The following is a 21,261-nucleotide window of genomic DNA, read 5'->3' on the forward strand; positions in this document are numbered from 1 at the left end:
GCTTATGACCTCTATTACATCTATCACAGACCTTTCCTTTGCCGACTATACGCGCCGGCAATGGGATGAGATCCAGGCTGACCAGTTGCTGGAAAGGGCGATGGCGTTGCGTCCGTCGGGTAATTACCGGCGTAACGAAAGAGGATGGGTGCCCCAGTCCTACCCCGGTTTTGCGGTGGTGTCCATGGTTGCCGAAAACCCAGGCAACGAGAACCTGCCCGGCATCCTGAAAGCCATCCAGGCGCATCTGCTGGAGCAATGTCCCTGGGAAGAGGCGCTTTACCTGCTGCCTGCCGAAAGCTTTCATCAAACCGTCGCCAACACGCTTTCCGAAGAACGCTTCCTCCGGCACATCCTGCGGCCGGGCCTGGAGTCAACCTACCCCGCGTTGGTAGCGGGGGCCTTTTCACGAATGCCCGGGGGTGCGCATCGCTCACTGACGATGCGGCTCATCGGCCTGGGTATTTTCGGCACCGCCATAGGCCTGTTGGGGATATTCGATGATGAAGCGGCCTACCGGCGCATCGTCGACTTCCGGGCCGCCTTCTATGCCGACTCCGCGCTTTCCGCCCTGGATGTGCGGATGACGAGACCCTTTGTCGGTCATATCACGCTGGCTTATATAGAAGCCGGGTTGACGGAAGTGCAGCGGGAAGAGCTGGCGTCAGCAGTACACGCTATCAACCGCAGCCTGGAAGGCGCACCGCCCCGGTTGAAGCTGGCCTCCACCGGACTACGACGGTATCATCATCTTTCCGCCTTTCTCCGGGAAGAGGACTATCCCCGCTTTTATTTCTAACGTATCAATACAACCGCTTTATGCACCATATCGATCACTATCCCGCGCCTCCTGCCGAAGCATCGGGCGTATCCCTTGGCGAGCAGCCCTACATCCATCCCAGCTGCCGGATACGCAACAGCCGCATCGGCGCCTGGACGGCCCTGGGTGAGAACACGTCGCTCGTTGACAGTGTGTTTGGTGATTACAGCTATACGGCCGGTGATGTGCAGATGATCTATGCGGAGATCGGGAAATACTGTTCCATCGCCAACGGTGTGCGGATAAACCCCGGCAACCATCCCCAGTGGCGGGTGACGCAACATCATATGACCTACCGGCGGCGGCAGTATGGCCTGGGAGCCGTCGACGACGAGGCCTTTTTCCAATGGCGCAAGGAACATGCCTGTATCATCGGCCATGATGTCTGGATCGGGCATGGGGCGGTGATCATGCCCGGGGTCAGCATCGGCACGGGGGCCGTTATCGGGTCGGGGGCGGTGGTCACCAAGGATGTCGGTCCCTACCAGGTGGCCGTCGGGGTGGCGGCGAAGGTGATCAAACAGCGGTTTCCCGACGACGTGGTAGAAAAGTTGCTGGATAGCCAATGGTGGGATTGGCCCCGGGAGACGCTGGAACAGCGGTTTGAAGACCTGCTCGATCTGGACATTTTCTTACATAAATACACAACACTAACAGTATGAGACATAGGAATGCCTCTTTGATGATGATGACGGCGCTGCCCTTTCTGTTGCTGCTGGCGGCAGTAGGGTGCAGAAGCAAGACCGCGCTGGATGCCAATGGCGTGCCCTATACGCTGGTAGTGGCCGTTTATGATGGCGAGAACCCGAGTGAAAATTCCCGGGTGCTGGGGAAGGTGCGGGAGTACCTGGAAAGCAAGCTCAACATCAAAGTAGAATTCCTGGAATCCACGGATTATACGACAGTGATCGAAGCCATGGTTGCCGGCAAGGCACATATGGCCTACCTGAGTCCTTTCAGTTATGTATTAGCCACCGAGAAACAGCATTTGGTGCCGCTGGTGGCCCCGGGTGTCAATGGCAAACCTTTCAACTACAGAAGCTATATCCTTACCAACCCGGGCACCGGATTGCATTCCATGGATGATGTAAAAGCCCGGTCGCACCAACTGACGCTTTGCTTTGCGGACCCTGCCTCTACCTCCGGTCACCTGATACCCCGGGCCTACCTCACATCCATCGGTCTCGACCCCAAAACAGCATTCAAACAAACCATGTTCGCCGGGACACATTTCGCCTCGATCGTCTCGGTGAAGACGGGAAAGACCGATCTCGGCTGCGCCTTCCAGTTCAGCTATGACAAGGCGATAAGGGAAGGTTTGGTCAGGCAGGAAGACCTCGTCATCCTCTGGACGTCGGACCCCATTCCCGAGAGTCCTATCTGTATGCGGCCCGAGGTGAACCCGGCCTTTACCGAAAAGGTGAGGGAGGCCTTTATCCGGATGCCGCAGGATGGCCACGAAGCCTTCCATGCCTTTATGTCCATGTATTTCCCAAAACAGGCGGACAGCATATCTTATATCATAGTGAACGACACCCTATACAATGGATTGCGGAAGATAGCCGCGGGCATTGGCGATCTTACGCCCACTAAAAAATAACAACGTCATGATCGAAGTCTGCAACATCAGCAAATCGCTGCCCGGAGGCAGAAAGGTGCTCGACGGTATCAGCTTTACCGTGAAGAAAGGGGAGTTTGTTGGCATATTAGGGGCCAGCGGCGCGGGCAAGACGCTGACCCTGCGTTGTCTCAACGGGTTGCTCAGGCCCGATGCGGGATCGGTCATCGTGGAAGACCAGGATGGCAGCAGGTGGGATCTCTGCAATATCGCCAAGAGCAGGCTCCGGCGACTACGCCGGCGCATCGGCATCGTCTTCCAAGGCTATCATCTTGTGCAGCGGCTGACGGCCCTGGACAATGTCCTGCTGGGAAGGCTTGGACAGATGAGCACGCTGCGCAGCCTCTTTTATGGCTTTACCGACAGGGAGCGGGAGGAAGCGTTATCCGCGCTGAACAAATTGAATATCGGAAACGTGGCCGGAATGCGGGTAAGCCGGCTCAGCGGTGGCGAGATGCAGCGGGTGGCGATTGCCAGGGCCATCTTCCAGTCCCCGGGACTGCTGCTCGCCGACGAACCCTTGTCCAACCTCGACCCGAGCAATGCCAAGATCATCATGAAGATGATCAGGCCGCTGGCCGACGAGATGCCGGTGATCGGCGTCTTCCATCAGCCGGAGATGACGGCAAAATATTGCACCCGGGTGATCGCGATAAAACAGGGCCGCGTGATCTATGATGGCGATCCCCGGCTGACGAATCGCCAACTGATCGACATCTATGGCGAAGAGCTCGAACAGATAGAGAATGCTCCCCATCCTCCTGTGGAGAAACCGACGATTGTTGCGCAAAATCCCAATGAGCATGAAAGAGATTTCTTTTAGTCTCCATCCACTGCGCCGATACGGCAGGGTGCTGTTAGTCGCCGCGGGGATCTTATTACTGGCGGAGGGCGCGGCCTGGGTCTGTGGCGCCCGATGGGGTCTTCTCTTCAAGGGTATAGCCAGCAGCACTGATCTCCTGGTGCAATTGTCATCACCTGATTGGTCGGCTTTCGCCGATCTGGTGCAGCCCGCCCTGAATTCCGTATTCATCGCCATCGTTGGGACCGTGGCGGGTACGGTGATCTCGCTGGTCTTTGCGCTGCTGGCCGCCTCCAACCTGACGCCTCCCTGGATACGCCAGCCTGTACGTGCGTTGTTGGGCCTGGAGCGGGCCCTGCCGGAGATCGTCATCCTGCTATTCCTCGTCGCAGCCTTTGGGCTGGGCCCTTTTGCCGGAGTTCTGGCGCTGGCTATCGGCAGTGTCGGCATGCTGGGAAAGCTGATCGCCGACGCTATCGAAGAGCTGGACCCCGTGAGCATCGAAGCTATCCAGGCAGTCGGCGCAACGCGGGTACAGGTGGTCGTGTTTGGTGTCATACAGCCGATAGTGCCTTCCATCATTTCCTTTGCGCTCTTTCGCTTCGAGTATAGCATCCGGCTTTCCGTGGTACTGGGGGCGGTGGGTGCGGGTGGCATCGGGCTGGAGCTATACCGCAGTTTCGTCCAGCTTGATTATGGGCGGGCCACCGCCTCGCTGATAGTGACCCTGCTTCTTGTCTTTCTGAGCGAACGTCTTTCGGGATTTCTGCGGAAAAGAATAAAAGAAGGAGGACGTTTCCAATGAAAGACCGCAGCATCAACGTACTGTCCCCGGCGGGTTACCGGCAGCGAGCTACGGCCTTTAGCGCAATAGCTATCCTCCTGGTGGCGGCGAGCCTGTTCATGGGTTTCGATCCGGCGATGTTGTTTACCGAATTCCACTATGTCACCGATCTGTTTGTGAGTATGTCGCCGCCCAATCTGAGCCTGCTCTGGGCGGACAAGACCATCGGGATGGCGGTGTTGGAGACCGTAAGTATGGCTTTCCTCGGAACGCTGATCGGTGGCGTCCTTGCGATGCTGCTGGCTTTCCTGGCGGCGGAGAATACCATGCCCAGCCGGCCGGTGCGCATCGGCGTACGCATTTTCCTGTCCGTGGACAGGGTGATACCGCCGCTGTTTATCATCCTCATCTTTGTCGCGGCGGTGGGTCTTGGTCCCTTTGCGGGGATGCTGACGCTGGTGGTGGGCACGGTCGGAACATTCGGGCAGCTGTTTGCGGAGATAATCGAAAATACGGAGTCCGCGCCTGCCGATGCCATCTATTCGGTCGGGGCTACGCGATGGCAGGTGATCCGCTACGTTATCTTACCTCAGGTGTTGCCTTCCTTTATCGCGAACTTCTTCTATGCTTTCGATCTCAATATCCGGGTGGCGATCGGGCTTGGCATCTTCGGGGGCGGGGGCATCGGCTTCCAGTTGTTTCAGGCGATGCGCGTGCTGCACTACAGGGATGCGCTGGCGCTTATCCTGCTGACGATGCTGCTGATACTGGCAAGTGAGAAACTGTCCGATCTGCTGCGCAGTCGCCTGTTGTCCCGCGGACCATTAAAATAACACCGGTCGAACTAAACGAATTGTATTTTAGCCAAATGAAAATAGGGGTCATCGGAGACATTCACGAAGACATTGTCGCATTGAGAGCAGCCCTGACGCTGCTGGAGCAGGCCGGATGCACGGAGATCATCTGCCTGGGGGATATCGTAGGGTTCAAGGTGAATACCTATCATTATCTCGACACCCGCAGTGCGCATGAATGTATTGCAATGGTCCGGGCCAACTGCAGCGCCACCGTAATCGGCAATAACGATCTTTACCAGATAAAGAAGCTGCCGCGTCATCGCAGCGGTTTCGATTTCCCGGACAATTGGTATGACCTGGATTTCTATCAGCGTAAGGCGCTGGCGGGCCACCAGCTGTTCCTGTATGAAGACGTGCAGCTGAATGCGCTGCTGACGAAGGCGGACAGGGCATGGCTGGAGTCGTTGCCGGATGTGCATGTCGGAGACTTCGATGGGTTACGGGTGTTGTTTTCCCATTTCGCTTATCCCGACCTGCTTGGTCTTCGGACCTATTTCCCCAAGCGGGCGGAGGAATTCCAGGAGCACCTCGGGTTTATCGGGCAGCATGGCTGCGTCATCGGCATTTCCGGGCATATGCATTTCGAGGGGCTGAGCCGGGTGAATGATGTCGAGCTGCGGCGGCAGGGTTTCGGGCGCTATCCTTTCTCGCGCGATCTGCAATACTGGTATGGGCCTTGCGTGGCGAGGTGCCAGTTTAATAATGGGTTTCTTGTTATCGACACGGAGACGTCAATCGTGGAGGCGGTGGCGTTATCGCTGTAGTGCGGCATATAGCAGTGCCGATAGAGTTGAAGGAAATTACAGGGGAATGTTTTATCTTTACTTGTAACTGCCACTTTTCCAACCCAAGAGTTTATCTCCAATTATCAAAGAATGACCGGTTTTATGTAACTGGAATCCTATGCGCATGTGTGGGATTGATAATAATTTATTGAATGGCCGAAAATCAGTGTATAGAATACAAACAATCCTGGAGAGATGAATATCTAAAATGGATATGCGGCTTTGCAAATGCACAAGGCGGAAAAATATTTATAGGTATCGACGATAATGGAGTTGTTGCCGGAGTAGATGATTATAAAAGGCTAATGGACGATATACCCAATAAGGCTGTTAATCATTTAGGCTTGGTTGTAGACGTAAATCTGCATCAAAGTGAAGGCAAACACTATATTGAAATTATAGTTCCGGTTAGTAGTGTTCCAATAGCTTATCATGGTGTCTATCACTACCGAAGTGGGAGTACTAAACAGGAATTAAAAGGCGTGGCGTTGCAAAACCTGCTATTAAATAAGATTGGAAAGAAATGGGAGGATATGCCGGTTGAAGGTGCTTTTCATAAAGACCTCAATGAAACCAGCATTCAAACATTTATTGGCAAGGCTATTGAGAAGGACAGGATACCTTCGAGTGCCGCAAATCTTGACCCAGAGCTTCTTTTAAAGAACCTTAACCTTGTAACCGAGCAAGGACAGCTAACCAATGCAGCGGTGCTACTCTTTGGCAAAAATCTGGCAAAGGTTACGGTTACAGCGAGTTTAAAAATAGGCAGGTTTGGTCGGTCAAGTAATGATCTGTTATTTCAAGACATTATTGAAACCAACATTTTTGACATGCCAGATAAGGTAATGGATACTTTAAAAGCTAAATACCTCATCCGCCCAATATCCTATAAAGGGCTGGAAAGAATGGAACCATTAGAGTACCCAGAGCCGGCCTTGCGGGAAGCGATTCTAAACGCCATTATCCACAAGGACTATTCAAGTACCTATATATTTCTGCGCGTTTATGATGACCGCCTGCATATTTGGAATCCAGGAAATTTACCCGAGGAATTAAGTATCGAAGAACTGAAAAAAAACCATTCTTCCTACCCTCGCAACCGAAACATTGCAAATGTGTTTTTCAAAGCAGGCTACATTGAATCCTGGGGACGAGGTACAAATAAAATAATTGAGGCTTGTAATGAAGCAGGGCGGCCGGAGCCAATCATTGAAGAAGAACAGGGCGGCTTCAGTATTACATTTTTGAAGGATATCTACACGGAGGAGTTTTTAAGGAAACAAAATCTGCAGGTAAGACAAATTAATGCTCTGCTATATATAAAAAAATATGGCAGTATCAATAATGCCCAATATCAGGAATTAGCTAAGGTATCAAAACGTACCGCAACACGGGATTTACAGGAATTGACAGAAAGAGGCCTTATCCAAAAATCCGGTACAACTGGCAAAGGCACTTCTTATATCTTTCATCTATAGGGGTCATGTTGGGGCCAAAGGGGTCATATTGGGGTCATAGGGGTCATATTGGGGCCAAAGGGGTCATGATGGGATACGTAATTCATTATCATTCTATTTATTGGGAGAGGCGGGAGAAGGAAGGCCAGGCGCGGGGGCCGCGGGCGGGGATGCGGCTGGCGTTGCGGGGGCCGCGGGCGGGGGTGGCGCGGGGGCCGCGGGAGGGGCGGCCGCTGGCGCCGCGGGAGGGGGCACATCGCGTTTGAGGAAGACGAATCCGTTTTTGCGGTATAGCTCCTTCAGCTCGGGGTATTGCGCGGTCTCCCAGTTTTGAACACGATCGATCTTTGTGACGAAATAGACGGGTTTGTCGATGGGGCCGGTGAGCAGCCAGGTTTGATCGTAGGAGTTGGGGTTAGTGGGCTTTTCCTTGAGGGTATAGAAGAGGTCGCCGTAGCTTTTGAAGCCAAGGGTATGGACATAGCAGTCTTCTCCCTGGCGGGCGATGAAGAAGTCGATGTCCGCGCCCTGGCTGTAACGCTCTACCTTGGGAACGATGATGGCGGACGCGAAGAAGACGACGATGGCTGTCCCGCCAAAGAGGGTGAGAGCGGCACGGCTGAACCGGTTACGCGACATATAGAGGATGCCGGCGATGAGGGCGACGACCATCAGCACGCCGATGGCGCCTTCGAAACCCGACCAGTGCACGTCCGCCTCCATGTTGGCGCGGGCGAAAATATCGTCGACATGGGGCGCCAGCAATCTTATGTTGAGGCCGATGACGGCGACACCCAGTATCGCCAGGGAGATGATGCCGCCAAGGATGCCCAGCAGCACGCCCACATATTTCCGGTAGGGAAGCTCTCTGCGACTCCATTTATATATACTGTAAGCAGCCAGGAAGGTAACAGAGAACCAGGCCAGGGAAGAATAGTGGATGATGCGGGACTGGACGATGGTGAACAGCACGGTCACCACCCAGAAGAGGATGACCATCCATTTCTTAAAGTCGCGGTCCCAGCGGCCATTGTATTTTGCCTTGAAGAAAGAAGGGATGGCCAGGATAGAAGCGGGGAAGCAACCTATCAGCAACACGATATAATGATAGCCGAAGAATCCGGCCTGGTCGGCGTCATGGGTGCGGAAGAGGCGCCACTGGTATTTCAGGAATTCGTTTATGAACCAGGGACCGCGTTTTATCGTCTCATAGCCATACCAGCTGGAGGTGACAAGGAAGGCGACGACGAGAAACAGCAGGGCATACCACCAGCTGAAGTAGACCTTGAACCGGTTGTAGACCAGGTAAACCCCCAGCGCCAGCATAAACACCATCAGCGCCACCTGGCCTTTCATCAGTACGGCCAGCCCCATGAAGATGCCGGACCAGAGTACATAATAAAACTGGCCATGATTCAGCCCGGGTTTGTCGAAACCGTTCCGCTTCCAGTGATAGAGTATAAAGTTATAGAGAGAAAGAAAGGTAAAGAGATTGAACCAGGGATCGATGATGCCTGATTTGAAATACATGTTCGGGAAGAGCGAACCACCATACGCCAGCGCCCAGAGGATACCGAAGCGCTGGTCGTAGATGCGGCTGCCACAGAGGAAAACGACGATCAACGTGACGATGCCGCAAATGGCATTGGGAAAGCGGGCGGCGAATTCGTTGACCCCAAAAACATGCATGGACGCGGTCTGCATCCAGAAGAACATCGGCGGCTTTTCCCAGAAGGGCTTGTAGTCTACATACACCCGGGTATAATCATGCAGCTTCATCATCTCCCGCGAACATTCGGCGAAGTTGATCTCATCCCAGTCGAAGAGATGTACGTGGCCCAGGAAAGGAAGGAAGAGCAGGGCCGCGAAAACGGTGATCAGCAGGATGGCGGTGGGTTTTGTGAAATGCATGCGAAATCGATTAAATTATGTTAGCGGTTTGTACATTTCTCTTTTCATCAGGCCCCATTTGCAGAGCCTGTGAACGATAGAAACCCTCATTACACCCAGTCCATAGGTGACGCTACGGCTAAAGTTGATGCTCGACGCTTCTTCAAAATACTTGGTGGGGCAGGTGATCTCGGCGATCTCATAGCCCAGGTAGACGATCTGTGAGAGCATCTCGTTGTCGAACACGAAATCTTCGGAGTTGATCTCATAGTTGATGCGCCGGAGAATCTCGCGGGAAAAGGCCCGGTAGCCGGTGTGATATTCCGCCAGCTTCTGGCGCAGCAGTACATTCTCGAAGAAGGTGAGTCCGCGGTTGAAGATGTATTTATACAAAGGCATGCCGCCGCGAAGCGCGCCTTTGCCGAGCGTTCGGGCGCCCAGCACCACCTGGTAGACGTCGTTGGCTATCAGGTAGGCCATCGAAGGGATGAGCTTTGGAGTATACTGATAGTCGGGATGAAGCATGATCACGATATCGCCGCCCAGCTCGAGCGCCTTGTTATAACAGCTTTTCTGGTTGCCGCCATAACCACGGTTCTTGTCGTGTTTGATGATGTGACGGATGCCCAGCTCGTGGGCCACGGCTACGGTGCGATCGTTGCTGTTGTCATCCACCAATACCACTTCGTCCACCATATCGAAAGGGATCTCCGAATAGGTCTTGCGAAGGGTCAGCTCCGCATTGTAGGCGGGTAGGACGATCACCAGTTTTTTGCCAAGGATCATGTATATCTTTTATATATCAATCTTCCCATAATGGGAAAGGCGCTTAGAAAAATTGGGCAAACCTACGGGTTTTTGGGCGCAAATACGGGGAGGGATTGGAGTTTTTCGACAAACAGCCAATGGATGAGCACTGCTACGAGGATTCCAATACAGGAACCCATGAGTACATCGCCGAGAAAATGCTGCCCCAGGTAGATGCGGGAATAGCCGACGATGATGGCGCCCAGCAGATAGGCGACTTTCCCCCGCTGGTCTTTTGTAAAGATGGCCAGCAAGGTGGCAAGGGCAAAGATGGAGGTAGTATGGCCGGATGGGAAGCTGGCAAAACCCAAATGGGTCACTCCATCGATGAAATAAGGATAGGAGCCGGGTGCAAAGAACTGTTTTGGCCGGGGCATGGAAAAGACATTCTTCAGGATCTGGGCCAGCAGACCCGAGATCAAAAAGGCGAGGATCACTTGAGTAGCCTTCGACCAGCGACGCCGTACCAGGAAGATGACAAAGACGATGATGCTGAAGGTAGCGTCCCCGAGAAAGGTGATCCAGACAAAAATGGTGTCGAGCGTGGTGCGGTGATAGGGATTGAGATCGACAAAGGCGGCGGCCTTCCCTACGGTGAGGAGAAAGAGGAGGCCGACGAAAAAAAAGATACCCCAAAGACTAAAAAAGAGGCGGTTGCCAGAAATTATCTCCCTGAGCGTCTTCATCCGGCGAAATTAGGGATTTCTTTTGGTCGGCGATTTCCCGGGGGTGGGGCGGATTGCGGTCTTGCGGCGGCCGGTCGGTGGTTCGGCCGCGCAGAAGCAGGAGGGGCTAGAGGCCCGCAACCAGTTCTTCGGCCAGGCCAAAGGAAAGGGTCATGCCCGCGCCTCCTACCCCATTGATGACATAGACATAGGGTTCGGGTGAAAAGAAGAGATCGGCTTCGCCATCCGTCAGCTTCGCATATACGCCATTCCAGGTCTCGGCGACAGACCAGTCTTTGAAGCAGGCAAAGCGCCGGAGATAGTCGAGGATCATGCGGTTGATAAAATCTTTGTCGAAGGGGTCGTGGGTAAGGCCATATTCATGGGAGTCGCCGATGGTAAGCTCGCCGCGGCCGTTTTGGGCGACCATGACGTGGATGCCCCATTGCAGATAGTCGGCCATCTCCGCTGCATAGCGCTCGCGGAGGGCGGGCAGAGAAGACGCAGCTTTGAAGCTGTTGTAGTGGATGAGGGATAACCCGCCGCAGAGGGCGGGGCCGATGCGCCAGTCATCGGGCTGCGATACCAGCCGCATCATCTGCAGCTTGCATTTCGTCACCGGCTGTTCGCTAAAATGCTCAGGATACAGCGTCTCGAAGTCCGCACCGTTGCAGATGAAGACAAGATCGGCCTCATATTCTTCTTCGTTGCCGATGTATACTATCTGATCGGAGATGTAAGAGACGCATTTCCCCCAGTAGAATTCCACCTTGTATTGTTCGGCGAGCCAGCCAGGGAGGGTGGCGATGGCTTCGCGGGGGTCGACAATCACTTCGTCGTTGCTATAAAGACCACCGAGAAGCCCGTCGGTCTTGACGGCAGGTGACGAGGCAGTGATGGCGGCCTTGTCGAGTAACTGGACGGGGCGGCCTTCGCGGCGAAAGACTTCATACAATTCCTGGAGAACCATCCATTCGTCCGAATGGTAGGCCAGATGCAGGCTGCCGGCGGCTTCATACCAGAAGTCGGCCCGGGGGGCTATCTCTTTCCAGATGTTTCGGCTGCGCATGGCCCGGTCGTACATCTTGCCGGCGGGCTGACCGATGGGCCATATCATGCCGAAGTTGCGGATGGAAGCGCCTACCGCTTTGTCTGTCCGTTCGAACACCTTTACCGCGTATCCTTGAGTAGCGAGGGCCCTTGCCGTAGCCAATCCCACAATACCGGCTCCTATAACTATTGCTGATCTGGATCCCATAGACTCCTGATGTTAATTGATTTTACTGTAAATTTTTGTAAAAAGGACAGATCCCCACAAGATAAGGAGGATGCCCGCAAAGGCAGAGACATAGAACATCCCCGTAAAAAAGTCGACCCAGCTATACCGGAGATGCACAAACTCCTTTACCAGGAGCACGACAACCGTACCCAGATAGCCGAAGGCGTCGGCTATATACATAATGAAGCCGACATTCCCCGGTATCCGGTAGGCCGCCAGCATCCGTTCGAAATAAAAACAGTTATACGGAACATAGCCCAGGTAGAGCCCCGCCGAGGCAGAGACGATCCAGATCATGGGGGAGATCACGTGCAGGTGAAAGGCAATGGTAGAGCCGGCCGCCAGCACAAAGCCGCCGATGATGATGACGTTGTTGAGCTGGAAGGCGCGGTAATTGTTGCGGATGACGAAGAAACCGCCGATGACAGCAAGGACGAGCAGGGATACGATGGTGCTGGAGGTGGCAAAGACGTCGGCATTGTTGCGAAAGCCGGTCTCCGTCCATAACTCATTGGCGAAATCCTCAGTGAAGTCGCGAAGGATGGTCAGCATCACATAGGCGATGATGACGGGGATAAGCGCAAAACCAAAGATCCGGAGGAAGTTTCGCCGCTGCTCCCGGTCCATCGGCAGGCGGACGGTTCGTTGCGCGATATCTTCAGCGCTAGGCGGCGGGGTCTGGTTGAGCAACCAGGTGCTGATCAATGCGGGACCTATAAAGACAGCGCCGGCCAGGAAGGGCATCCAGGATTCGCTGACCCCGTGCAGGAGCAGCGACTTGCCCACCGTCTTGGCCAGGCCGGAAGCGAAGATAAAACTGGTAGCCACAATGGCGCCCATCAGTTCGGTGACCTTCCGGCCTTCGAGAAAGCCGAACATGAGTCCCCAGACCATGCCCAGCGGCAGGCCGTTGATAAACATGAAGACAAAATTGTACGGCACGGGGACGATGGCAAACAAGAGCAAAGAGAGCCAGCCTGTACCGATGAGCAGGATGATGAACCATGCCCTTCGTTCGGGGCGCATCCCGCCAATGAAGCGGATGCCAAAGAATTTGCTCAGCGTATAGCCGATCACCTGGGCGATGACCAGCACTACTTTATAGGAGATGCCGAGGAAGGTGATGCCATCATAGGAGGCCGCCGTGAAGGGCTTCCGGATGCCATACATGGAGGCATAGACGATATAGCCCGTGACAGACGCATAGAGGATGAGGACCCAGGCAGGGCTTCGCTGGAGGCGCGCTTTTAGCGTCAGCCGGCCACCGGCAGTCAGGGCTGCGGCAGGGATGGTGGGAGGAGTGGCCGGTGAGGACATAAAACGATGGGGTTTAGGCCTTTTCAATGATGGGGAGCAGCTCCCGGAGATCGTCGATGATGAAGTCGGGGTGGTAGGGCTCGAGCTGTTCGCGGGTATAGGCTCCGGTGGTGACGCTGACCACTTTGCCACAGGAGGCGTTGCGGCCTTCCTCGACGTCCACTTCGGTATCCCCGATCTTGAGAACGTTGGAAGGAGAGCTAACACCCAGTACGTTGATCAGTGTTTCGATCATATCGGCGTATGGGCGACCGTGGGAGACCTCGTCGCTGCAGATGACCATATCTATCAGGGATGAGCGGTCGTCCCAGCGCAACCGGTGCAGGATAGTATCGGTGATGCTGCGGGTGAAGCCGGTGTTGAGCGCAACCTTGATCCCTTGCTGCTTGAGGGCGGAGAACACCTGTTCTGCATAGGGAAAGGGGGCGAGGTCTTCATCGTCGCGGTAGAAGGCGATCATGGTGTCGATGAAGCGGGTATGGATGCGATCGATGAGGATATCATCGTCCTTTTTGGCGGGTGCGAATGTCTCCAGCAGGAGGGCGATGGCGTCGATCTTGCGAAAGCCCATCACTTTTTTTACTTCGGCTTGGGGTATCTCGAAGCCAAAATCCCGGAAGGCGGAGATGAAGGCTTCCGCCACGCTCCCGCTGTCCTGAACGGTGGTGCCGGCGATATCGAAAACGACCAGTTGGATAGAGCTCATATCAAAAGAAGTTTATGCATTGACCGAGAGATGCCGTAGGATCATCTGCCGGTAGTGGTTGAGGTCGGGCAGGGGCTGCTGCTCAATTTTTGCCTGTTCGTCCCATTTCCGCATCTGGATGATGAGGGGAAAAAGGGGATACTGTTCAAAGGCTGCGGCTTCTTCGGGGGTCATGGGTCCACCCTGGTATTCGAGGGTCTTTTTGCTGGCCTCGGACAACTGATCGTAGTATTCTGGCTCCTTTACGGTGAGGTAGCGTTTGGCTTCTACATGGGATTCCACGAGGCGGACGATCTTTTTGGAGAACCCTTTTTCGCGGAGGAATTCGGCGCCGAGCTCTTCATGATCGATTATCCCGTATCCGTCCATCTCCCCCCGCGAAGCGGACATAGATACTCCGCCTTTGGCGGCTTCCGAAATATGACCGATGTCGTGAAGGAAGGCAGCCAGTATTACTTCTTCGTCATAACCCTGCGCTTCGGCCAATTGAGCAGCCTGGGCCATATGTTCCAATTGCGAGACTTTTTCCCCCGCATATTCTGCCCCGCCATACTCTTCGTAAAGGTCCATGATCTCGTTAGTGATCTTCTCGGCTTGCTCAATGGTCATAAATAGAGGAGTTTTGTTATGCTAATAATGACCTACAAAGTATCGAAAATGAGGATAGGCCGAACGGCACTATTATTAAATAATGTTTAAAAGTTTCCTGCCGGAAAAATACAGGCTGCTATTTCTAGCAGCCTGTAACTGGTATTCATGAGCCGTTGTCTTATCATTTAAGCAGCCACATTTTCTGATTCAGGTCGTCGGCGCTGAAGCCCTGGCTGGTCAGCGCGGCTTTCCAGTTGGCGGCATTCTGCGACTGTTCGGAAACCGGATATGCCCACCGGACCGGGACAACGCCGTTATTACCCACACCGCTGCCGCCTTCGAAGGCCGGCACGCCGGTGCGCCGCCAGTTGTAGTAGGGTTCGTAACCCGAAGTCTCGAACATGGCGATATACTTCTGCAGCACGATCTGCGCGATGGCTGCTGTCTGATTGGAAGAGAACTGCACGGCGGGTTGTGCATAGTAGCTTGCCCAGCTGAAGCTGAACGGATAAGGTTGCACCTGGGTAATAGCGTTTGCCGTCGGCGGAAGGAAATAAGCGGTAAAGTTTGTTTGGGTCACATCGATGCCGAAGAATTTCATCGATTCGATGATCCCCTTCTTATACCAGGTCTCCGCGGTGCCTCCGGCAGCCCATCCGCGCTCGACGCCTTCGGCGATGTTGAACAGCATTTCCTTATATCCGACCAGGACGTTGGGGTCGCCTGTAAAGTTTGAATAGTAGCGCTTGCGGCCGATGAAGGAATAATCGCCGGCGCTGGCGTTGGCGTACATTGTTCCCAGCGCGAGTCCGGTGCTGGCGCCGACGAAATATTTGAATTGCGCCGGGTTCTGTACCGGGTTGGCCGAATCATTTTTAAACAGCTTCCAGGCGGGGTCGCAAGTGATATATACGCGGGGGTCGCTGATAGCCGTGAGTGCGCCGACATAAGTATCAGCCATGTTGAACCGGCCGGCGATGGACCCGAAGTTACTGGGATTGAACGGATAGGTGCTGAAGGTATTCGATCCCCCCGGGTTGTAGACAAAGGCCAGATCATCGCTCTCGCCGGTGAAGATGGGGTACTTGGAGGGGTTATTGATAATGTTGGCGAATTGCGCGGGCACATTCAGGGTAGCATCCGAAGCCTTGGCGCTGAGGGCCACCAAAACCCTTAACTTGAAGGAGTTGACCAGCTTCTGCCATTTGGTAAGATCCCCTCCATAGTAGATGTCCTGGGAAGCCGAGAGGGAAACGTCGTTGTTGTTGATGAGTGCGGCCAGGTCGTTATTAGCCGAATCCAGCTGGTTCAACACGTAGAGGAATACCTGCTCCTGCGACGTATAGGCAGGCGTGGAGATCGTCGGTGCCTGCAGGGCCTGGGTGAGGGGAACATCGCCAAAAAGAGAGGTCATGTTGTAGAAGTAATAGGCTTTGATGAACCGGCCGACGGCTTCGTACGGGTTGAGGGCAGCGCCGCCGCGGATCGTTACTTCCTTTTCCATTTGCAGCTCATTCTTGAGCACCAGGTAGGAATTGAACGGGCCGTCGCTGACATTGCCGATGCCATTATCCGAATGCGTGGAATTATTCGTCCACGAATAGATATTATTGCCGTAATAGTTATAGTTCTGGCAATGGTATTGATTCCAGTCACCCACATTGTCCCAGGAATTGACCCCGCCCAGGGCGCCGATGGAGGAGCTTCCATTGTTGCCGGACATAGCATTGAGCACGGTGCCGAGGATCAGGTTCGGGGGGACGGAGGCGGGATTGTTGGGGTTGTTAAACTTATCTTCGATCTTCTTGCTGCAGGCAGTCATCAGCAAGGCGCCCATCAGAACGATAGCTATATTTTTAATCTTTTTCATATTTCTTTTTCTTGAGGATTTAGAAAGAAAAATTGATGTTGATACCATAGCTGCGGGTCGTCGGCGTTTGCAGGCCCGAACCGGAGTCCTGGGAATATTGGTCTACATCCAGGTCTTTATACCGGCTGGGGAAGAAGTAAAGGAGGTTCCTGCCCACCAGCGAGACGCTTGCATTGCTGACGATCGACTTCTTGCCAAAGGTGCTTTGCGGAACCTTGTAGGTAAGCGTTACTTCCCGCAGTTTGACATAGGTCTTTTTGATCGTGACCAGGTCGTTGATGGAGCTTGCCTGGTAAACGAAGGGCTGTACAAGGCTCTTGGTGGTGTTCGTCGATTCGGTGAGGCTTTTGTAGTTGGTGATAGCGCCCGTGATAGGATCCAGTTGGATCGATCCGCCGGTGAGGTTGACCCCATCGCCGGTATAAGCAGGCACATTGGCTTCGTCCGAAGGCCTTGCCGCGCCGAGAGCACCGGTGGCCGACTCGATGTGGCGACCGCCCTGCAAGGTCTTTTTCCGGATATAGTCGGTGATCACACCGCCTACGATACCGTCAAACTGAAAGCGCATGGAAAAGTTCTTATAGCTTACGGTGTTGATCAAACCCCAGTGCCAGTCGGGATCGGCGTGCCCGAAGATCTTTTGGGCGGAAGAGCCCAGGTCGGAGTAGCGGATATAGGTGCCGGAGCTGGGATCGATGACCATCTTGCCTGCGGGGGTGCGGACAAAAGCATCGCCATATACGAGGTCGACGCGCTGGCCATTCTTTTCATAGTTGTCCGGGTTGGAGTTGCTAACCCATTCCCTTTTAAACGTAAAGAAGTTGGCGGTCACATCCCAGTTGAGTCCATGGGGGTTGACAATAGCTTTGCCGCTGACTGTTGCTTCCCAACCATTATTGGTGTAGACGTTGCCATTGGTTTCGTAGACCGAGTATCCGGAGGCGTTGGATGTACCCTGATTTACGATAAGCTGATTCCAATAGCGGTAGCGGGTGACGTCCAGTCCGATGCGGTTCTTCAGGAAACGGATGTCGAGACCGATCTCTGTCGCCTTTCTGTCCGCCGTATGAATATTGGGGCTAACTACCTGATCGGTATAACGGGCACTGTTCTGACCGGTGTAGGTGGGTGTCAGGTTGTAGCTGGGAGAGAACTGGTAGCTGGGCCCGTTGTAGGGGGAGACCCAGGTGTAGCCATAGCCGCCGGCAGGGGTAGCGCTTACATTCGGGGTGAAGGTGGGATTTGTTCCGCCGTCCTTGCTTTCCGCGTAGGAAGCCCTGACCTTGAGGAAGGAGATGACTTCCGGCAGGTGGACGTATTCGGAAACCACGGTTGCCAGGTTAAAGGAGGGGTAATAATAGCTGTTATTATTGACAGGCAGGGTGGAGGATTTGTCCACGCGGCCGGTGACATTGGCCGTCAGGTAGGATTTGTACCCGAGGTCGACGGAGTAATAAGCGCTGAGCACAAGCATCTTTGAAGAGAAATTGCTTCCCGTCAGGGCTCCCTGCGAGTTGGAGAAAGCATATACCCCAGGTGCATTCAGGTAGTTGGTGGATTCGAAGTTGGAGTTGAAGCTGAAGTTGCGCACCGTAGCGCCGGCTACAGCAGAGAGATCGAGGAATCCGGCAATCTCGTTCTTATGAAAACGAGCCTGAAGGTCTTCGTTGTTGTCGAACAGCTGCCGCCGGTCTTCGCGGTAATCGCCCTGGCGGAGCGGCCGGCCATAAACACCTGCGGAATAAGGCATCTTCTCCGAGTTGAACATATCATAGGCCGTGAAGCTGGGGCGGAACTGGAAGTCGAAGTTCTGGTTGAGCTTGTAGTTGAGGGAGGCGTAGCCGTATTCATTGTTCTGGTAGTGGCCGCGCAGCCATTCGTAGGACATGAACCAGGGGTTGTTGTACCGGTAGTACTCTTCATAGTTCTGCTCGATGCCTGCCTTACCTGGCTGCCAGTAATTACGGATATTGGGGCTGTTGACACTCCAGTCGGCGCCGCCCCAGATGATGATGTTATAGATGATACTGTTGGGGCCGTAGTTGACGTCCGGGATGTTGGGTGTGGACTGGCGGCTGAAATTGAAATAGGTGGAGAGGCTCAGCTTGTCGCTGAAGCGCTGGGTAACGTTAGCCGTAAAGCTCGCATTGTTCAGCTGGGTATTGGGTACGATGCCTCGCTGCCAGGTGTCGCCGAAGGAAAGGCGCATATCGGTCTTCTCCGTCGAACTGCTGACAGAGATGCTGTTGACGGTGAGTTCGCCTGCCTGGATGAAGTTTTTCAAATTGTCTTTCCCCCTGGCGGTGAACGGTGTGGGCGCTACGTGGCCGGTGTACTTACTGCCGTCGGCAAAAGTCGTCGTATAGGTTTGATTCGCAGTGTAGGCGCCGTCGTACTGAGGCAGCAGCTGGCCGCGGAACTGGGGGCCCCAAACGTCGTAATCATAGTCATTGATCCCTACGCCAACCGCACCGCTGCCGAAATAAGAAGCCGCGCTGGAACCGCCACCGCCAAAAGCATATTTGCCGTTGTCGCCGGGGCCATACGTGTCCTGGTATTTGGGAAGGGCGATGAAGCCTGTATTGATCTGGTTGCTGGTGTTGAAAGTGATCACCGGTTTACCCTTGGCCTTCGAGCCTTTCTTAGTGGTGATGATTATGGCGCCGTCCTTACCCTGGAATCCATAGAGCGCCGCGGCATTGGGGCCTTTCAGGACGGTGAAGTTCTCGATATCGTCCGCATTGAGATTGTAGGTATCCGAGCTGATGGGAACGCCGTCCACCACGAAGATGGGCGAACCTTCGCCGCGCATGATCACCCCGGCGGGGCGGCCGATCTCCGGATTAATATTGATCTCGAGACCCGCGGCCTGGCCCTTCAGGGCGTTGACCGGATCGGCTTCGCGTGCCTGGGTCAGGGTGTTGGCATCAACGGTCTGCAAGGCATAACCAAGGCGCCGCGCCTCCTTTTTAATACCGGTGGCCGTTACTACCACCTGGTTCAGCTCGCGGGCATCCGCCGCTACAGCGATGGTCAGATCGGAGCCATTCACTTCCTGTTCGGTCTTTTCGATGCCTACACCGGAAATGACGAGGACATCGCCTTCTTTTGCTTTAAGGGCGAAGCCGCCATCCACGCCAGTGGACGTGCCGGTGTGCGTCCCTTTAATAATTACGGAGACGCCGGGAACAGGTGACTGATCGTTCTTTGATAATACGTGCCCGGTGATGACCTTCTGGGCGAAACTGAAGAGCGGCAATAGAAATGCCACAAGCAAGACACCCGTTATGTGGGTAATTTTCTTACTCATAATACAGTATGTTTTTAGTTGAGAATTGCGGACTTTATCTCAGCGGCGAAAGTATAAGGACAATGTGACTGAAAGGTTAGGGCTGATTTAAGTAAATGTTAACAGTTTAGCGAGACTAAACCAATGTTAAGTATTTGTAAATAAGCGGGAATAAGTGAAAATGCCGGTTGCAATCGATTTTATGTGTGGACGAGAAAGACCTTGGGTGAGAAAGATCAATCAAAAAAGATAGAAGACGAGAATGAGGGCTTCGGTGCTGCCGATGTTCTTAAGGCGGTGGCGGGCGCGGCCATCGAAGAAGAGGGTGTCGCCTTCACTCAGCGTGAAGTTTTCGTTCTCCACCTGGTATTCGATATCACCTTTAAGAATGTATTTGCATTCGTAGGCGTCTGTGCGGATCAGCTGTTTGCGGTTGGCGCCTTTTTTCAGTTCGAGCAGGACGACGTCGGCTGCCTGGGAGCTGATGCTGCGGGTGAGAATGCGCCGGTAAGAAAATCCTTTCACCGGCTCTTTTGTGAAGAGCTTCTCCTGGCCTTTGCGGATGATGAGGATGTGGTTGTTGGTAAAGCTGTCGTGCATGTCTTCGAAGAAGGTGCGGAGGTCTTCCTCGAGGGAGTGGATGATATTGAAGAGGACGGGGAGAGAGGGGACGGTGCGATTGTTCTCGATCTGCGAGATGAGACCCTTGCTGACACCGGCTTTTGTTGCCAGCTGTTCGAGGGTAATATTCTTCTGTGTGCGTTTGGTCTTTATCTTATCACCGATGAGCAGCAGGAGTTCTTCTTGCATACCTGTGACAGTTTGCCCGGTAAGTTATAACAATTGCAGGGAAATTACAGGGAATTCAGATAAGCGGCGAGGTCGGCGATGTGGTCGGTATTGAGATAATCGACCTGTAGTTGCATCAATTGGCGCCAGGCTGCGGGGAAATCAGGCGCATCCCAAAGCCGGACGGGCAGGTGTAGGGTATGCGAATGGGTGATGGCCGCTTTCAGGGCGCCCAGGTCTGTGTCCGGGATGCCGGTGCGCGAATCCCAGCGGGTATAATAGCGCAGGTCGTCGCTCATCATAGCAATGCGGGAAAGCGCTTCAGGGGTGTATTGGAGATGCAGGATGCCGTCGAAAGCAATGAAAGGGGGATAAGCCGTATACTGTGCCGGGTCGGGCCGGTTTCCACTGATGACCCATTTCAGGGCGGAACAGTGTTCGAGGGCAGGGTATTTGTCGAGCAGACCGACAAGCGCGGCGAGAGCCGCGACCGAGTCCGCCTTTACGTCGATGAGGATCTGCAGCCGTCTCAAAGTATCAGCATAGGGATAGCCGTTGTTCTTTTCGATGCAGGCCTCCAGCGGTTTGACATAATATTCTTCCAGCGTTCGGCCCGCTTTTATCTCTTCCCGATCGTGGCCGATAAGCACCTTGCCGCCGACGAGCCAGATATCGGCTTCGATGGAGCCGAACCGGTGTTGCCAGGCCATCCAGAAGGGAGTGGGTTGCTCATAGTCGTTATGGGAATGGGTGTTGGCGACGGTATAATGCAGGGGCTGTGCATTCGATATAACAGGTCTTACGGTTAGGGATAGTGTTATTGCAGCGGCGAGAAGGATAGGCCAGTTTTTCATGGGCGCAAAGGTAATCTATCCAAGAACCGTAACACTGGATTAACAATAGGCTTACAATTTGTTAACCCTGGCTTAAAATAG

19 protein-coding genes are annotated in these 21,261 nt (G+C 54.0%); 8 read left to right on the forward strand and 11 right to left on the reverse strand.

Annotation, left to right across the window (positions count from 1 at the left end; all coding sequences use genetic code 11):
* The first annotated feature begins 4 nt into the window (after nucleotides 1–4).
* The 8 genes from IEY39_RS17020 to IEY39_RS17055 all read left to right on the forward strand — a co-directional run bounded on the left by IEY39_RS17020 (nucleotide 5) and on the right by IEY39_RS17055 (nucleotide 7,144).
* Nucleotides 5–799 (forward strand): hypothetical protein, encoded by a 795-nt coding sequence (locus IEY39_RS17020; protein ID WP_188933672.1) that lies wholly within the window; start codon nucleotides 5–7, stop codon nucleotides 797–799.
* 20 nt (nucleotides 800–819) lie between these two features.
* Nucleotides 820–1,482, forward strand: a complete 663-nt coding sequence (locus IEY39_RS17025) for a DapH/DapD/GlmU-related protein (RefSeq protein WP_188933674.1) — start codon at nucleotides 820–822, stop codon at nucleotides 1,480–1,482.
* On the forward strand, nucleotides 1,479–2,420 hold the full coding sequence (locus tag IEY39_RS17030) for a phosphate/phosphite/phosphonate ABC transporter substrate-binding protein (RefSeq protein ID WP_188933676.1): 942 nt from the start codon (nucleotides 1,479–1,481) through the stop codon (nucleotides 2,418–2,420). Before IEY39_RS17025 ends, IEY39_RS17030 begins: the two co-directional genes overlap by 4 nt.
* Nucleotides 2,421–2,427: 7 nt before the next feature.
* Entirely contained in the window at nucleotides 2,428–3,261 is an 834-nt protein-coding gene (locus IEY39_RS17035) for a phosphonate ABC transporter ATP-binding protein (RefSeq protein ID WP_188933678.1), read from the forward strand.
* Nucleotides 3,242–4,045, forward strand: coding sequence for a phosphonate ABC transporter, permease protein PhnE (gene phnE, locus IEY39_RS17040; RefSeq protein WP_188933680.1), 804 nt, complete (start codon nucleotides 3,242–3,244; stop codon nucleotides 4,043–4,045). Before IEY39_RS17035 ends, phnE (IEY39_RS17040) begins: the two co-directional genes overlap by 20 nt.
* On the forward strand, nucleotides 4,042–4,857 hold the full coding sequence (gene phnE / locus IEY39_RS17045) for a phosphonate ABC transporter, permease protein PhnE (RefSeq protein WP_188933682.1): 816 nt from the start codon (nucleotides 4,042–4,044) through the stop codon (nucleotides 4,855–4,857). Before phnE (IEY39_RS17040) ends, phnE (IEY39_RS17045) begins: the two co-directional genes overlap by 4 nt.
* A gap of 35 nt (nucleotides 4,858–4,892) precedes the next feature.
* A complete protein-coding gene (locus IEY39_RS17050; protein ID WP_188933684.1) occupies nucleotides 4,893–5,645 on the forward strand; it encodes a metallophosphoesterase family protein in 753 nt (250 codons plus the stop codon).
* 173 nt (nucleotides 5,646–5,818) lie between these two features.
* Nucleotides 5,819–7,144: an ATP-binding protein gene (locus IEY39_RS17055; RefSeq protein ID WP_188933686.1), complete on the forward strand. Its 1,326-nt coding sequence runs from the start codon at nucleotides 5,819–5,821 to the stop codon at nucleotides 7,142–7,144.
* A 93-nt stretch (nucleotides 7,145–7,237) separates the two neighbouring features.
* Here IEY39_RS17055 and IEY39_RS17060 read toward each other — a convergent pair whose 3' ends face one another.
* From IEY39_RS17060 to IEY39_RS17110, 11 genes are all read right to left on the reverse strand, one after another.
* Nucleotides 7,238–9,034: an ArnT family glycosyltransferase gene (locus tag IEY39_RS17060; RefSeq protein WP_188933688.1), complete on the reverse strand. Its 1,797-nt coding sequence runs from the start codon at nucleotides 9,032–9,034 to the stop codon at nucleotides 7,238–7,240.
* A 15-nt stretch (nucleotides 9,035–9,049) separates the two neighbouring features.
* Nucleotides 9,050–9,799 carry a glycosyltransferase family 2 protein gene (locus IEY39_RS17065; protein WP_188933690.1) on the reverse strand — a complete coding sequence of 250 codons (750 nt, stop codon included), beginning with the start codon at nucleotides 9,797–9,799 and terminating at the stop codon, nucleotides 9,050–9,052.
* Between the two features lie 62 nt (nucleotides 9,800–9,861).
* Nucleotides 9,862–10,506, reverse strand: a complete 645-nt coding sequence (locus IEY39_RS17070; RefSeq protein WP_188933692.1) for a phosphatase PAP2 family protein — start codon at nucleotides 10,504–10,506, stop codon at nucleotides 9,862–9,864.
* 106 nt (nucleotides 10,507–10,612) lie between these two features.
* Entirely contained in the window at nucleotides 10,613–11,743 is a 1,131-nt protein-coding gene (locus IEY39_RS17075; protein WP_188933694.1) for a TIGR03364 family FAD-dependent oxidoreductase, read from the reverse strand.
* Nucleotides 11,744–11,755: 12 nt separating this feature from the next.
* Entirely contained in the window at nucleotides 11,756–13,081 is a 1,326-nt protein-coding gene (locus tag IEY39_RS17080) for a DUF5690 family protein (RefSeq protein WP_188933696.1), read from the reverse strand.
* Between the two features lie 13 nt (nucleotides 13,082–13,094).
* A complete protein-coding gene (locus tag IEY39_RS17085; RefSeq protein ID WP_188933698.1) occupies nucleotides 13,095–13,787 on the reverse strand; it encodes an HAD family hydrolase in 693 nt (230 codons plus the stop codon).
* A 12-nt stretch (nucleotides 13,788–13,799) separates the two neighbouring features.
* The gene (locus tag IEY39_RS17090; protein WP_188933700.1) at nucleotides 13,800–14,396 is read right to left on the reverse strand and encodes a phosphonate degradation HD-domain oxygenase; all 597 of its coding nucleotides are present in this window, start codon (nucleotides 14,394–14,396) and stop codon (nucleotides 13,800–13,802) included.
* 163 nt (nucleotides 14,397–14,559) lie between these two features.
* On the reverse strand, nucleotides 14,560–16,248 hold the full coding sequence (locus IEY39_RS17095) for a SusD/RagB family nutrient-binding outer membrane lipoprotein (protein ID WP_188933702.1): 1,689 nt from the start codon (nucleotides 16,246–16,248) through the stop codon (nucleotides 14,560–14,562).
* Nucleotides 16,249–16,267: 19 nt separating this feature from the next.
* Nucleotides 16,268–19,558, reverse strand: coding sequence for a SusC/RagA family TonB-linked outer membrane protein (locus IEY39_RS17100; protein WP_188933704.1), 3,291 nt, complete (start codon nucleotides 19,556–19,558; stop codon nucleotides 16,268–16,270).
* Nucleotides 19,559–19,777: 219 nt separating this feature from the next.
* Complete coding sequence (locus tag IEY39_RS17105) at nucleotides 19,778–20,347, reverse strand: helix-turn-helix domain-containing protein (protein WP_188933706.1); 570 nt, start codon at nucleotides 20,345–20,347, stop codon at nucleotides 19,778–19,780.
* A 44-nt stretch (nucleotides 20,348–20,391) separates the two neighbouring features.
* On the reverse strand, nucleotides 20,392–21,180 hold the full coding sequence (locus tag IEY39_RS17110) for a PI-PLC domain-containing protein (RefSeq protein ID WP_188933708.1): 789 nt from the start codon (nucleotides 21,178–21,180) through the stop codon (nucleotides 20,392–20,394).
* Nucleotides 21,181–21,261: the final 81 nt, after the last annotated feature.

Source organism: Puia dinghuensis (genome assembly GCF_014642875.1).
GTDB classification, from domain to species: domain Bacteria; phylum Bacteroidota; class Bacteroidia; order Chitinophagales; family Chitinophagaceae; genus Puia; species Puia dinghuensis.